The sequence below is a fragment of the Lyngbya aestuarii BL J genome (assembly GCF_000478195.2).
GTDB lineage: Bacteria > Cyanobacteriota > Cyanobacteriia > Cyanobacteriales > Microcoleaceae > Capilliphycus > Capilliphycus aestuarii.
In genome coordinates this window covers 1-15,107 of sequence record NZ_AUZM01000049.1, presented here as the reverse complement: position 1 = coordinate 15,107, position 15,107 = coordinate 1, and the positions used below count along the sequence as shown (strand labels likewise).

The window sequence follows — 15,107 nt, the reverse complement described above, 5'->3', positions numbered from 1 at the left end:
GACTTTAAATACCGTTTGAGATAAAATCTAAAATTAGAGTCGTAATGAAAACGTTTAAATCAAGTTTAAATTGTCCAAACAAAAACAATTATCAATCATCGGTTGGCGAGAGTGGATTGTATTACCCTCACTCGGAGTAACCGCCATCAAAGCAAAAATTGATACAGGCGCCCGTTCCTCCGCCATCCACGCTTTTCATGTCGAAACCTTTTGGAAAGATGAAAAGCACTGGGTTCGCTTTCAAATGCACCCTTTTCAACGAAATACATCGAAAATAATCACCGCAGAAGCTGAGATTTTAGATGAACGAGAAGTTCGGAACTCTGGAGGTCACGCCGAAAAAAGAATCGCAATTTTAACGACAGTTGAACTTCACGGACAACAATGGCCAATTGAACTGACTTTAACCAATCGAGATGTGATGGGGTTTCGGATGTTACTGGGACGGGCTGCGGTACGAGAACATTTTTTAGTCCATCCCGGTAAGTCTTATTTACTCAGTCATAAACCGACTGATTTAGGATTGTATGAACACGAAAATGACGATGAATTAGATTCAGATTAATATTTTTTTAGGAGTTATATCCATAATGAAAATTGATGTAAAAAAAATTAGTGTACCACCCGGTCATCAAGTTTTGCTGAAAGATATTACTTGGCAAGAATTTGAACAAATTTTAGAAGAACTCGGAGAAAGCCGTGCTTCTCGGTTGTCTTATAGTGATGGAGTGTTAGAAATTATGGTGCCTTTACCCGAACATGAAAAAGACAAAGAAATCATTGGGGAATTAGTTAGAATGTTATTGGATGCACTTGATATTGATTTTGAGGCTTTGGGTTCAACCACGTTTAAAAGTGAAAAAATGACCCAAGCCATAGAAGCAGATACCTGTTTTTATATTCAAAATCATCAAGCAGTGATTGGTAAAAATCGAATTGATTTAACCGTTGATCCGCCTCCCGATCTCGCTATTGAAATTGATATTACTTCTCGAACTCAATTTGACAATTATCGTTTGTTAGGAGTTCCTGAACTTTGGCGTTATAGTCGTCAAGGTCTAGAGATTAATTTACTGCAATCGGGTGAATATGTCAAGTCTGAAACTAGCCCCAATTTTCCGGGTATTCCGATTATTAACTTGATGAATCAGTTTGTCAAAAAAGCATTAACTCAAGGAAGAAGTCAAGCCGTTCGAGAGTTTAGACTGTGGATAAAAGACAATATTTAAGTGATTAACTGTTTAATTTTTTCTAACGCAATTGTTACACCTTGTTTTGCTGTTTCCGAGAGATTTTCACCCAATTCAAAATCAACACCCGGAACCGAAATTAACCAAGCTTCAGGCGTTTTGTTATACAGATTTTTTGCTAAAGTTAATAAAGACTGAGGATTGAGATGATGTCCCCAGTTCAGTTCTGTTTTTTCTAAGGGTTCTACAGCTAAAAGTTCTACAGTTTCTCCTGTTATCGACGCATCCACAAAAATTGCTACATCCACTTGAGATAAAGTTTCTGCAACTTCGGGAACTAACTGATGTAAACTTTGCGATCGCACGTTGGGAAGATTCCAGTTTTCGACTTCCGTTGCTACAGTTTGTCCGATCCCATCATCGCCGCGAATAGGATTACCATATCCCAACACTAAGACGGTTTTTTGAGTCATTTTTGAGTCTAAATTCATCAGATCACAAAGCTTATTTTTTCCCAACTCTACGAGAAGGCTAAGATTTAATTGTGCTAAAGCACAACAACAGACTTAAGTTATTATAAAATATATTAAGCTAAGATCATGTAAATAGTATGAATATCAAAAAAATAATTTACCTAATACTGGCAATAGCGGGTTTAATTTTTCCCTGGTATTACAATCTTCAATTTTTTGCTAACGGAAGTTTAGGGGAATTTGTGGCGGCTTCTTCGGGAAACTTAGCGACACAATCGATTAGTTTAGATTTGTTTATTGCGACTGTTGTTGGCTCGATTTGGATGTATTTTGAATCTAAACGTTTAAGTATAAAGTTCGGATTTATTTATATCCTCATTGGGTTTTTAATTGCTTATTCCTTTGCACTTCCCCTCTTTTTATATGTTCGGGAAGGCAAGTTAGAAGATGAACTAAATACAACTTATCCTTAATTATAACAATGTTTAAATAGAGGGAAAAGGTTTACTTTCAATCATCATCCTTTTCCCTTTTGATAGGTCTTAATTGCGGAAAACCTCGTTGGCAATGCTACCATCGGGGCGAATGAGTTGAACCTGTAGAGGCATTTGACCCATAGCATGAGTCGAACAACTTAAACAAGGATCAAACGCCCGAATTCCAGCTTCTACGCGGTTTAATAGCCCCTCTGGAATCTCGTTTCCATGAATATAATGTTGGGCAATTTGAGTGACCGTTTTATTCATGGCGAGGTTATTTTGTCCGGTGGCAATAATCAAATTTACCTTTTCAATTAAGCCATCTTCATCGACATTGTAGTGATGAAACAATGTTCCGCGTGGGGCTTCACTCACGCCAATTCCTTCTAAATTGTTAATCCCTGCTTTCGCCCGAACCCGTGAAGAAACGACATCCGGATCGTCAACTAAACGCTCAATTTCTTCCAAACAAGCGAGAATTTCTATTAGTCTCGCATAGTGATAAAAGAAAGAAGAAGTCGCAATTCGTCCACCCGCACGATCGCGAAATTCTTGTAATTCTTGATCGGCTTCTGGGGTGCCAATGCGATCGCAAACATTCAACCGGGCTAACGGTCCAACCCGGTACATTCCCTGCGGATATCCTAACGGTTTGTAGTAGGGAAACTTGAGATAAGACCAACTTTCAACCGCTTCTCCCAAGAAGTCTTGGTAATCATCTTCACTCAAGCGATCGGCAACAATATTCCCATCGCTATCAACAAACCGCAGATGACCCCCGTAATGTTCCCAGTCGCCATTTTCTGCAACTAAACTCATAAATAATGAGGGGAATTTTCCAAAGGCATCCACCTCATCAGTAAAGTGAGAATCCAGCAAATTTTTAAACAGAGAAAGGGCGTTTTTTGCGGTATCTTTTGACTCCCGAAGGCGTTCTTTTATCCAAGTTCGACCTTCTTCGGATAACGGCGATCTCACCCCTCCCGGCACCGCCCAAGCCGCATGAATTTTCTTCGCGCCTAATATTTCAATCACCGTTTGACCAAACTGACGCAGGCGAATTCCTCCCCGTGCTAAATCGGGATCGGAAGCAATTAATCCGAATATATTTCGTTTGGCAGGATCGCTATCCCAACCGATGAGAAAATCAGGACTACTGAGGTGGAAAAACGATAGCGCATGGGATTGAGTTAACTGGGCTAAATTCATCATTCGCCGCAGTTTTTCACCCGCCGGAGGAACTTGAACCGCTAATATTTTATCGCCTGTTTTTGCAGACGCTAATAAATGACTCACCGGACAAATTCCACAAATTCTAGCGGTAATTCCCGCCATTTCAAACATCGGGCGACCTTCGCAAAATTTCTCAAATCCCCGAAATTCTACAACGTGAAATCGAGCATTTTCAACTTCGCCCGCATCATCTAAATAGACCGAAATTTTAGCATGACCTTCTATTCGTGTTACCGGATCAATGACAACAGTTTTAGACATAAATAATCATCCTTTTTTTATCCAAATTTGAGCATTTCTCGCCCTTCAATTTGGGGGGTTTCTCCTTCTAATAAGGGTGCGATCGCAGCTTTAATCCGATCGGCGGATGGCGGACATCCCGGTAAAAACAAATCGACATCCACGACTTCATGGATGGGGCGCACCCGCTCAAGCAGTTCCGGGACAATACCGGGGTCTTTCGGAATTTGCGGCGTGACATCACCTAACTCTAAGTAACAACGTTTTAAAACAGGTTCGGAACCCCCTAACATATTTCGCATAGCAGGAACGTTCGCTGTTACTGCACAGTCTCCGAAAGAAATCAGCAATTTTGATCGTTCTCTAGCTTTTTTTAACAATTCAAAATTTTCTTCATTGGCGACCGCCCCTTCCACCAAACAAACATCTACATTTTCGGGGAATTCTTTGATGTCACTGCCCACCGGACTGAAGACAACATCAACTTTTTCGGCGAGATCAATTAGCCATTCATCTAAGTCTAAAAAAGACATATGACAGCCGGAACAACCCGCTAACCAAATGGTTGCAAATCTTATCTTATCCATTCTTTTTTCTCCCGTGCGGTAACGATAAAGTCAAGTTTAGAATGGTCGTGAATCATTTCTTCTACTGTAGATCCTTTTCGGAATATTGAACCCGTCGGACAAGCATCTACACATTTTCCACAAGAAGTACAAGCGCTAACTTGACCCCAAGGTTGATTTAACCCGGTAATCACTTTAGCATCGGCACCCCGTCCGGCGACATCCCAAACGTGGGCGCCTTCAATTTCATCACAGACTCGAACACAGCGAGTACAGAGAATACAACGGTTATGATCGATGCCAAATTGTGTATGAGAAATATCAACTTCTCGCTTGGGAAAATTGTAGGGAAAACGGGTATGATCCATCCCAACTTCTATGGCGACATCTTGTAGTTCACAGTTGCCATTTGACACACAAACTGCACAAACATGATTCCCTTCTGAGAATAACAATTCTACGACCATTTTACGATAGTCTTGCAGTTGAGAATTATGTGTTGTGACTTCCATTCCTTCAGAAACTTCGGTAACACAAGCAGGAAGTAATTTGTTAAGGCCTTTGATTTCGACTAAACATAACCGACAAGCCCCCACATCAGAAACTCCTTCTAAATGACAAAGAACGGGAATATGAACCCCGGCTTCTTTGGCGGCTTCTAAGATGGTTGAACCTTCTTCAACGGCTACATCAATGTCATTAATTTTCAGGGTTTTTACAGACATAAATGGTGTTCTCCTCTTTGAGTCGGATAGGTGTTTTTTTGACCTCTTTCTCGACCCCTCCCCAGCCCTCTCCTACCTCTCCCTAACCCTCTCCTACAAGGAGAGGGGGAAAATCGTGTCCCGAAGGGACTATTTATTAGTTGGAGGGGGAAAAGGTGTCCCTGGCGGGACTATTCTTAAATCGAGAGGGTGTAATTAGCCTCCTCCTTTTAGGGGGAGGTTGGTGGGGGTCAACCTAAACAAGCAGCTAAATCTTGATCCGGTGTTGTTATCGGTTGCAGGTTGTATTTTTCCGATAACAAATTCAACACGTTTGCCGATAGAAAAGCGGGAATTGTCGGCCCTAAGCGAATATCTTTAATTCCCAAATACAACAGGCTTAACAACACCGCAACGGCTTTTTGTTCGTACCAAGACAGAATCATCGATAACGGCAATTCATTCACATCCATCTCAAATGCTTGGGCTAATCCCAACGCAATTTGAATGGCAGAATAGGCATCGTTACACTGCCCAACATCCATCAACCGGGGCAAATTTCCAATCTCTCCCAACTGTTTATCGAAGAAGCGGAATTTACCACAAGCTAACGTTAAAACAATACAATCTTTGGGAACTTTTTCCACAAATTCGGTGTAATAATTGCGATCCGGTTTCGCGCCATCACAACCCCCAACCAGGAATAAATGACGAATTTTGCCTTCTTTTACAGCAGAAATAACTTGATCGGCAACATTTAAAACACTATTGCGGGCAAAACCTACGGTGACTTGACGGGGTTCTTTTTCTTCTGTAAATCCTGGTAATGCCAGGGCTTTTTGAATGGCGAGAGTATAGTTGGGGGTATTGTCTTCTATATCCGGCAAATAGCTAATCTCAGGATAACCCACCGGCCCAATTGTAAACAGTTTATCTTCGTAGGTTTCTTGGGTGGGCATTAAACAGTTTGTCGTGACAATAATCGCCCCCGGAAACTTAGCAAAATCTTTGGTTTGATTCTGCCAAGCCGTGCCATAATGCCCGTACAAATGGGGATATTTTTGTTTTAAAAGCGGATAACCGTGGGCGGGTAATAATTCGCCATGTGTGTAAACGGTAATCCCGGTATTTTCGGTTTGTTTGAGAATGGCTTCGAGTTGTTTAATGTCGTGTCCCGACACTAATATTGCTTTACCCAATTTCGGGTTTAACGGGACAACTGTTGGCGTCGGATGGCCGTAGGTTTGAGTATGACCCGCATCCAACAATTCCATTGCCAAATAGTTGATTTCTCCGACTTTTAACGCCAAATTCACCCAATCTTCTAAACTGAGGTTGTTTTGGTCTAAAGCGGCTAAGGCTTCGTAACAAAATTGGTAAATGCGGTCATCTTCCTGACCCAATTCTTGGGCGTGAAAGCTGTAGGATGCCAACCCTTTCACCCCATAAAGCACCGTCAGTTTTAGTGAAAAAATATCAACGTCGCTTTCTGACTGGGTGATAAATTTTAGGGCAATGTCTTGACCTTGTTGGGCTAAACTTTCGGTGTAGTCTGGTTCGTAACAACTCACCTCCGACCACTCAACTGAAGCTTCATGTTTTGCGACTTCAGCTTTTAAATTTTCCCGCAATTGAATGGCGTGTTGAATATATTCCCCGAAGCGTTTTTTATTGAAGTTAACGTTAGTCATTGTGGAAAACAACGACTCGCAGGTAAACACATCAACCTCATGGGTTAATATTCCCAATTCCTTCGCTTTTAAGGCAACAGGGGCAATTCCCCGCAAGCAATAAACGAGTAAATCTTGTACAGCATTCACTTCTGGACTTTTGCCACAAGCGCCCCACTGATGGCAGCCTTGTCCGCTTGCGGTTTGTTCGCATTGTTCACAAAACATGGTTAATTCTCTTTGAAACTTCAACGGGTTAACTAAACCAAAACCTTGCTATTAGAAACGTCTTGAGAAACCAATAATTCGGTGTATTCAGATTCAAAATAATGCAAGGTACTGACAATCGGATTCGGTGCCGTTTGTCCTAATCCACACAAACTTGTAGCTTTTACCATCTCACACAATTCTTTGAGTTTTTCGAGGTCTGCTGCGGTGGCTTGTTTTTTAATCAGTTTAGTTAAAAGCTGATACATTTGTACGGTTCCGGCGCGACAAGGAATACATTTTCCACAACTTTCTTCGCGGCAAAAATCCATATAAAATTGTGCCACTTGTATCATGCTAGTGCCTTGATCCATCACCACCATACCGCCCGAACCCATCATTGAACCTAATTTTGTTAAAGATTCATAATCGACAGGTGTATCTAACAAATGTACCGGAATACAACCGCCTGACGGCCCTCCTGTTTGTACGGCTTTAACTTCTCCATCGGGAACTCCTCCGCCCATTTCTTCTACAATTTCTCGGAGACTAATTCCCATTGGAACTTCAATTAATCCCGTATTTCTTATTTTACCCGTTAGAGAGAATATTTTGGTGCCTTTGCTTTTTTCGGTGCCAATACTAGCAAACCAATCGGCACCTTTACGGATAATTGGGGCAATATTTGCCAATGTTTCAACGTTGTTAATTAATGTCGGTTCTCCCCACAACCCTGAAACAGCAGGATAAGGAGGACGGGGACGAGGTACGCCTCGATTTCCATCAATGGAAGCAATTAAAGCGGTTTCTTCCCCGCAAACAAACGCGCCGGCACCGACGCGAATATCGACGGTAAAATCAACGGGCGATCCGAAAATTTGGGTGCCTAAAATGTTTTGACGTTTGGCTTGTTGGATGGCTTTTTGGAGACGAGAAATCGCTAACGGATATTCTGCCCGAACATAAATATATCCTTGAGTTGCACCAACAGCATAGCCTGCGATCGCCATGCCTTCTAAAATCCGATGCGGATCACTTTCAAGCACACTGCGATCCATAAAAGCGCCCGGATCACCTTCGTCAGCGTTACAAATCACATACTTTTGTCCGGGGGGCATTTTCGCCACCGTTGCCCATTTTAAACCCGTCGGATAACCGGCGCCGCCCCGTCCTCTCAAACCCGATTTTGTGATTTCTGCAACCACATCTTCCGGGGTCATTTCATAGATGGCGTGATGCAGGGCTTGATAACCACCAACACCTAAATATTCGCCTATTTTTTCGGGGTCAATTTTGCCGCTATTATCTCGAACCACTAACAGTTGACGGCTGAAAAATGGATGTTTGGGATCGCCGGGTGTCGCTTTAACTTCTCCCCCATTTAAACCCTCAATAATTGAAGCGGCAACTTCCGGTTTAACAATTTCATATTGTAAGCCTTCGGGTTCGACTTCGACAATCGGGCCTTTTCCACAAAATCCCATACAACCCACGCCAACCACCTGCACTTTATCTTGGAGTCCGGCTTTTTTAACGGCCTGTTCCATTTCTTTTTTAACGGCTAAAGAATTGGCGGCTTGACAACCTGTAGACGTACAACAAAGAATGCGAATACTTTTGAGGGATTGACGTTCTTGTTCGGCGAGTTCTAATAGATCGTTAAGTTCCATAGTGTTCTCTTCTCTCAAATTTAACTTGGGTTGAACTTGAAAAACCCAACTGTTTTTTATTAGAAGTTCAGAAGGAAAGAAGTCAAAAGTGATGAATTATGAATCTTTGCTTTTGCCTCTTACCTGTTCCCTATTCCGCTTGCCATTCCTTGATTTTTTCAACCGAAGATTCTGCGGTTTGTTGGGGTGCCATTTTGCCGTCATAGACCACAACGGGGGCAATTCCACAAGCCCCGACACAACGGGCTGTTACCAGGGAAACTAAACCGTCTGGGGTGGTTTCTCCTGAATGAACTCCGGTATGTTCTTCGAGGGCGGCTAACACTTTGTCACCGCCTCTGACGTAACAAGCTGTCCCCATACAGATGACGCAGTTATGACGGCCTGCGGGTTTGAGGGAAAATAGATGATAAAAGGTGGCGACGCCGTAGACTTTACTGAGGGGCAGTTTCAGGTTACGGGCGATGTACATTAACACGTCATCTTCGAGATACCCGAAAGCTTCTTGGGCTTTGTGTAGCACTTCAATTAGGGCATCTTGACGATATTGGCTGCGTTTCATGGTGACATCTAAGACCTTAAAGCGCTTATCGCCACTCGGATGAGTTGATGAATTTGGGGTTTGTCCCGATGCAGGGGGTTTTTTTGTCGAAGATTGCATAGTTCTTTTGGTGACAATTTCCGTTGCTTCTCGGTGTTGAAGGGTCTGTTCTTTCTATCTTTGACTGTTCACACCGTTGAGGGAATTTTAACGATCAACAAGACAATTCAAACTTGTTCAAAACAACAGCACGGTTGTTTATGTAAATTTGTTAACCAACCTCTAGTTAGGGTTCAATTTCTAATTTTAACTATATCGGAATATTTTGTCCGCAATTGTTAAATTTATTCTAAAATTCAGTCCCCAAAGTTTGTTAAGAATTACTGCTGAATAGACATCTAACCCGTCAATCGATTAAATTGAGTGGTAAGATCATCGTTTATTTACAAAAAGACGTGGCTATGACTGGAGAAATCTTCTGAAAAATCCCCCGAATCCAATCCTAGATTCAAGTTCTCGGCTGGAAAAAAGCAACAGAAAGTCACAAAGTATTAAAAAACATTAAGAGCCGATCCCTTTTCAGAACATCTATTGGAAGATCAACATAGAAGACCAGATCGGAGGTTGTCCCCGTTAAAATGTCAAATCTGCTCACCAACCCGCTCAACAAGTGAAAATGGGGGTAACGATCAGACTCTGGTGTGAAAGCCAAGATCAGAAAACAAAAACAGGCTATAAACGCCAACCCAGAATCAACAGAGTAAATTTTTAAGGGAAACAGACAACTTAACCCGACAACTTAACCCTAAATTTTTAACCGTTGATTAAAGAATATAGAACCGTTTATAATTGATATTGAGGAACTCAACACAACACAGCAATGATTGCCGTGAGTCGTAAAATTGGATGAGATTTTTTGCAGGTTTAATAACAGAAAGGAAAACCCTTAACCTTAACCCCATACAGTCGCATCAAACGAAGTCATTTTAATCAGTCGTTAATCTGCTGATAACCGCAGCATTGAGAGGAAATCCAAATGAACACAAAAACCTATGCAACCCTCGACGGAAACGAAGCAGTCGCCCGTGTTGCGTACCGTCTCAACGAAGTGATTGCCATTTACCCGATCACCCCCTCCTCACCGATGGGAGAATGGTCAGATGCTTGGATGTCCGAAGCCCAACCGAACCTCTGGGGAAGCATTCCGTCAGTGGTGGAAATGCAAAGCGAAGGGGGTGCAGCCGGGGCGGTGCATGGGGCCTTACAAGCGGGTTCTCTGACCACCACCTTCACCGCATCTCAGGGATTATTGTTAATGATCCCGAATATGTATAAAATCGCTGGAGAACTGACAAGCTGTGTGATCCACGTTGCCGCACGTAGTCTAGCCGCCCAAGGCCTCTCCATTTTTGGCGATCATAGCGACGTCATGGCTGCCCGGGCAACAGGGTTTGCGATGTTGTGTTCGGCCTCCGTCCAAGAAGCCCATGATTTTGCCTTAATTGCCCAAGCCGCTACCCTAGAGTCTCGCCTTCCCTTTGTCCATTTCTTCGACGGGTTCCGCACCTCCCACGAAGTCCAAAAAATCGAAACCCTTGATGAGTCGGTGTTGCGTTCAGTCATTGACGACAAATACGTTTATGAACATCGCGCCCGTGCCTTAACCCCCGATGCCCCCGTATTACGAGGAACCGCCCAAAACCCCGATGTTTACTTCCAAGCCCGAGAAACGGTGAATTCATTCTATACCGCTTGTCCGGCAATGGTTCAACACGCAATGGATCAAGTGGGAGAACTCACCGGACGGCATTACAAACTGTTTGAATATCACGGTGCGCCCGATGCCGAACAGATCATTATCCTCATGGGTTCCGGTTGCGAAACCGTTCACGAAACCGTTGATTTCCTAACAGCCCAAAACGAAAAAGTTGGGGTGTTAAAAGTGCGGTTGTATCGCCCCTGGGATAACCAATATTTCGTCGAAGCCATCCCCAAAACCGTTAAAAGTATTGCCGTTTTAGACCGCACCAAAGAACCGGGCGCAGGCGGTGAACCGCTTTATTTAGATGTTGTTACCGCTTTCATGGAAGCTTGGGACGGACAACTTCCGAAACTCATTGGCGGACGCTATGGTTTATCCTCGAAAGAGTTTACTCCGGCAATGATCAAAGGCGTATTTGATCACCTGGCTCAAGGAAAACTCAAAAATCACTTCACCGTTGGAATTAACGATGATGTTAGTTTAACTTCCCTTCCCTTTGAACCCGAATATTCTATCGAACCCGATAACGTTGTTCGGGCGATGTTTTATGGGTTGGGTTCTGACGGTACTGTTGGGGCGAATAAAAACTCAATTAAAATTATTGGCAACGATACCGACAACTACGCCCAAGGTTATTTTGTTTACGACTCAAAAAAATCCGGGGCGGTGACAATTTCTCACTTACGTTTCGGCCCGAACCCCATTCGTTCCACTTATTTAATTTCTCAAGCCAACTTTATCGGCTGTCATCAATGGACGTTTGTAGAAAAATTAGACGTTCTTAAATCTGCGGCAAACGGTTCAACTTTCCTGTTAAACAGTCCCTACAGTCCCGAAGAAGTTTGGGGTAAATTACCCATAGAAATGCAGGAAGAAATCGTTCGCAAAGAGTTAAAATTCTACGTGATTGATGCCGATACCGTTGCCCGAGAAAGTGGGATGGGACGGCGGATCAATACCATCATGCAAACCTGTTTCTTTGCCCTGGCGGGTGTTTTACCCCGAGAAGAAGCGATCGCCAAAATCAAGAAAACCATCGAAAAAACCTACGGCAAAAAAGGCGCGGAAATTGTTCGCATGAATATTCAAGCCGTAGAGAATACCTTAGCCAATCTGCACGAAGTTAACGTCAGTGAAGTTAATAGCGATTTGCATCGTTTACCGCCAATTCCTGTTAATGCGCCCCGATTTGTTCAGGATATTGAAGGGGCAATCATTTCCGGAAAAGGCGATGAATTACCCGTAAGTTCTTTACCCTGCGACGGTACCTATCCAACCGGAACTACAAAATGGGAAAAACGCAACGTCGCCCAAGAAATACCTGTTTGGGACCCCGATGTTTGCATCCAGTGTGGTAAGTGTATTATGGTTTGTCCTCATGCGGTAATTCGGGGTAAAGTTTATGAGGAAAAAGAATTAGAAACGGCGCCGGAAACCTTTAAATCTACGAAAGTTAAAGATAAGGAATATTCGGGTCAAAAATTTACCATTCAAGTCGCCCCAGAAGATTGTACCGGATGCGGAATTTGTGTCGATATTTGTCCGGCGAAAAACAAATCGATGGCATCCCGCAAAGCGATTAATATGGAACCCCAACTTCCCCTGCGGGAACAAGAACGAGAAAATTGGGATTTCTTCCTCAACTTACCCAACCCAGATCGCCGTCAACTGCACGTTGATCGCATTCGTCAACAACAATGGCAAGAACCGTTATTTGAGTTCTCTGGGGCTTGTGCAGGTTGCGGAGAAACGCCTTATATTAAGCTAGCAACCCAGTTATTTGGCGATCGCATGATCATCGCAAATGCCACAGGGTGTTCATCTATTTACGGCGGAAATTTACCCACCACACCCTACACCACAAACGCCGAAGGACGGGGGCCTGCTTGGTCGAATAGTTTGTTTGAAGATAACGCCGAATTTGGTTTTGGGTTCCGACTTTCGATTGACAAACACGCCGCTTTTGCCACAGAATTATTGCAGAAATTAGGCGGAATGATTGGCGATAATTTAGTCTCACAAATTCTCAGCAACCCGCAAAAATCAGAAGCCGATATTTGGGAACAACGGGAACTCGTCGCCCAACTCAAACAATCTCTGCGAGGTGTTGATGATCCCGATGCTCAACAATTAGTCAGTGTGGCTGATTATTTAGTGAAAAAATCGGTTTGGATTTTCGGTGGGGATGGTTGGGCTTATGATATTGGCTATGGCGGTGTCGATCATGTCATAGCTAGTGGTCGAAATGTCAATATTTTAGTGATGGATACCGAGGTTTATTCTAATACCGGAGGTCAATCTTCTAAGTCTACACCTCGCGCTGCGGTGGCGAAATTTGCCGCCGGGGGTAAACCTGCACCGAAGAAAGATTTAGGCTTAATTGCCATGACTTACGGTAATGTTTATGTGGCGAGTGTGGCGATGGGGGCGCGAGATGAACACACTTTAAAAGCTTTCTTAGAAGCCGAAGCTTATGACGGGCCATCATTAATTATTGCCTACTCTCATTGTATTGCTCATGGGATTAATATGATGACTGCCATGAACCTGCAAAAAGAGATTGTTGAAAGTGGTCGTTGGTTGTTGTATCGTTATCATCCAGAACTCGCAGAACAAGGTAAAAATCCGTTGCAACTTGATTCGCGATCGCCGAAGAAACCCGTAGAAGTTTCGATGTATCAAGAAAACCGTTTCAAGATGTTAACCAAGAGCAAACCAGAGGACGCTAAAAAGTTAATGCAACAAGCCCAAAAAGATGTTAATACTCGTTGGGAAATGTATCAATATTTAGCCAATCGTTCGCCGGAAATAAACGGTGATTCTGATAACGGTAACGACGAAGAACAAGTGCAAACCCCGGCCGGAGTTAAACCCACTTCCGAAGCCTAATTCTTAAATAAAACCCCCCTTTCTTAGCCCAGTTAGGGGGGATAAAATCTTTTGAGCGTGCCTCGACTTTCAATATTTGGAGACAAAAACAATGGATATAACGACAACCTATTTAGGCTTAAATTTACGTTCCCCTCTCGTTCCGTCTGCGGCAGCCCCCCTATCAGAAGATATTGATAATATTAAACGCCTCGAAGATGCCGGGGCGGGTGCGGTGGGGTTGCATTCACTGTTTGAAGAACAATTATTACGCGAAAAATTTGAACTTCAACATCATCTAGAATACGGTACCGAAAGTTTTGCAGAAGCGTTAACTTACTTTCCTGAACCCGATGAATTTCATGTTGGCCCCGAACTTTATTTAGAACATATTCGCCAAGCTAAACAAGCGGTTCAAATTCCAATTATTGCCAGTTTAAATGGCTTTTCTGCGGGCGGTTGGGTGGAATATGCCAAACTTATACAAGATGCCGGAGCCGATGCCATTGAACTGAATATTTACTACGTTCCCACTGATTTTAACATGAGTGGAGCGCAAGTTGAACAGAATTATATTGATACTTTGCGAGAAGTGAAAGCGGAAGTGAGTATTCCCGTTACAGTGAAACTCAGTCCGTTTTTTAGCAATATGGCAAACATGGCAAAACAGTTAGATGAAGCCGGGGCGGATGGGTTAGTTTTATTTAATCGTTTCTTGCAACCGGATATTAATCCCGAGGAATTAGAAGTTGAACCAGGTTCGATTTTAAGCAATGCTCAAGCTTTGCGTTTACCGATGCGGTGGATAGCAATTTTATATGGTCGAATTAACGCAGATTTAGCCTCAACCAGTGGCGTTCAACGGGGTCGAGATGCGATAAAATTGTTAATGGCAGGGGCAAAAGTCACTCATGTTTGTTCGGCGTTATTACGACATGGAATTCCCTACCTTCAGACGATGGAAATTGAGATCAAAAGCTGGATGGAGGAGAAAGAATATGAGTCTGTTAAACAGATGCAAGGGTCGATGTCTCAACTCCATTGTGAAGATAAATCAGCTTATGAACGCGCTCAATACATGAAAGCGATTACTTCTTATCGTCCTGAACGAAGTATCATCTAATATAAAGTTTTTTCCCTAGTTTTCTCAGCTAGGGAACAATTTTTATGGGGATTTAGCTTCTTCCCCAAGAAGCCCCACGTCTGACCCGACAGAGCAGCGTGAGATGAATTGCGGTCAGGGTTTATCGGAATTAGGTTTGTTCTGATTTTCGATATATTGTCGCCGAGTTGAAATAGTTATTCCACCACAACTAGCAACAAAGTAAGAGCCATTCCATAAAACATCTTTCCAGTAAAAAGAATTTAAGTGGTCGGAAAATTCTTGTCTAAGCTTTCGAGACGTTACAGATTTGAGATTATTAACCAAATTACTTAAAGCAATGTCACCGATGGTACTGAAAAAGAAGATGAACATGATTGTCTTCCCCGTTAAATTCAATTA

The 15,107-nt window shown here is 42.9% G+C and carries 12 protein-coding genes and 1 pseudogene; 5 read left to right on the top strand and 8 right to left on the bottom strand.

The window, feature by feature from the left end; genetic code table 11:
* Positions 1 to 70 precede the first annotated feature (70 nt).
* Both M595_RS18775 and M595_RS18770 read left to right on the top strand, forming a co-directional pair.
* Entirely contained in the window at positions 71 to 565 is a 495-nt protein-coding gene (locus tag M595_RS18775; RefSeq protein WP_023067989.1) for an ATP-dependent zinc protease family protein, read from the top strand.
* A 25-nt stretch (positions 566 to 590) separates the two neighbouring features.
* The gene (locus M595_RS18770) at positions 591 to 1,229 is read left to right on the top strand and encodes a Uma2 family endonuclease (RefSeq protein ID WP_023067974.1); all 639 of its coding nucleotides are present in this window, start codon (positions 591 to 593) and stop codon (positions 1,227 to 1,229) included.
* Here the strand turns inward: M595_RS18770 and M595_RS18765 are convergent.
* On the bottom strand, positions 1,226 to 1,663 hold the full coding sequence (locus tag M595_RS18765; RefSeq protein ID WP_040484345.1) for a hydrogenase maturation protease: 438 nt from the start codon (positions 1,661 to 1,663) through the stop codon (positions 1,226 to 1,228). The two genes, M595_RS18770 and M595_RS18765, sit on opposite strands and share 4 nt — an antisense overlap.
* A 137-nt stretch (positions 1,664 to 1,800) precedes the next feature.
* Here M595_RS18765 and M595_RS18760 point away from each other — a divergent pair, with 137 nt between their 5' ends.
* Positions 1,801 to 2,136 carry a DUF2834 domain-containing protein gene (locus M595_RS18760; RefSeq protein ID WP_023068002.1) on the top strand — a complete coding sequence of 112 codons (336 nt, stop codon included), beginning with the start codon at positions 1,801 to 1,803 and terminating at the stop codon, positions 2,134 to 2,136.
* A gap of 69 nt (positions 2,137 to 2,205) precedes the next feature.
* Here M595_RS18760 and M595_RS18755 read toward each other — a convergent pair whose 3' ends face one another.
* From M595_RS18755 to hoxE, 6 genes are all read right to left on the bottom strand, one after another.
* On the bottom strand, positions 2,206 to 3,636 hold the full coding sequence (locus tag M595_RS18755) for a Ni/Fe hydrogenase subunit alpha (protein ID WP_023067990.1): 1,431 nt from the start codon (positions 3,634 to 3,636) through the stop codon (positions 2,206 to 2,208).
* A gap of 17 nt (positions 3,637 to 3,653) precedes the next feature.
* The gene (locus M595_RS18750) at positions 3,654 to 4,202 is read right to left on the bottom strand and encodes an NADH-quinone oxidoreductase subunit B family protein (protein ID WP_023067976.1); all 549 of its coding nucleotides are present in this window, start codon (positions 4,200 to 4,202) and stop codon (positions 3,654 to 3,656) included.
* On the bottom strand, positions 4,190 to 4,906 hold the full coding sequence (gene hoxU / locus M595_RS18745; RefSeq protein WP_023067988.1) for a bidirectional hydrogenase complex protein HoxU: 717 nt from the start codon (positions 4,904 to 4,906) through the stop codon (positions 4,190 to 4,192). Before hoxU ends, M595_RS18750 begins: the two co-directional genes overlap by 13 nt.
* A gap of 230 nt (positions 4,907 to 5,136) precedes the next feature.
* Complete coding sequence (gene hcp, locus M595_RS18740; protein ID WP_023067978.1) at positions 5,137 to 6,783, bottom strand: hydroxylamine reductase; 1,647 nt, start codon at positions 6,781 to 6,783, stop codon at positions 5,137 to 5,139.
* A gap of 32 nt (positions 6,784 to 6,815) precedes the next feature.
* Positions 6,816 to 8,432: a NuoF family protein gene (locus M595_RS18735; protein WP_023067970.1), complete on the bottom strand. Its 1,617-nt coding sequence runs from the start codon at positions 8,430 to 8,432 to the stop codon at positions 6,816 to 6,818.
* A 130-nt stretch (positions 8,433 to 8,562) separates the two neighbouring features.
* On the bottom strand, positions 8,563 to 9,093 hold the full coding sequence (gene hoxE / locus M595_RS18730) for a bidirectional hydrogenase complex protein HoxE (RefSeq protein WP_023067979.1): 531 nt from the start codon (positions 9,091 to 9,093) through the stop codon (positions 8,563 to 8,565).
* A 916-nt stretch (positions 9,094 to 10,009) separates the two neighbouring features.
* On the opposite strand from hoxE, the gene nifJ reads away from it, so the two are divergent.
* Both nifJ and M595_RS18720 read left to right on the top strand, forming a co-directional pair.
* Entirely contained in the window at positions 10,010 to 13,624 is a 3,615-nt protein-coding gene (gene nifJ / locus M595_RS18725) for a pyruvate:ferredoxin (flavodoxin) oxidoreductase (protein WP_023068000.1), read from the top strand.
* A 91-nt stretch (positions 13,625 to 13,715) separates the two neighbouring features.
* Entirely contained in the window at positions 13,716 to 14,726 is a 1,011-nt protein-coding gene (locus M595_RS18720) for a dihydroorotate dehydrogenase-like protein (RefSeq protein WP_023067975.1), read from the top strand.
* 114 nt (positions 14,727 to 14,840) lie between these two features.
* Here M595_RS18720 and tnpA read toward each other — a convergent pair.
* A pseudogene (tnpA, locus tag M595_RS18715) lies at positions 14,841 to 15,107 on the bottom strand (IS200/IS605 family transposase); the annotation flags it as partial.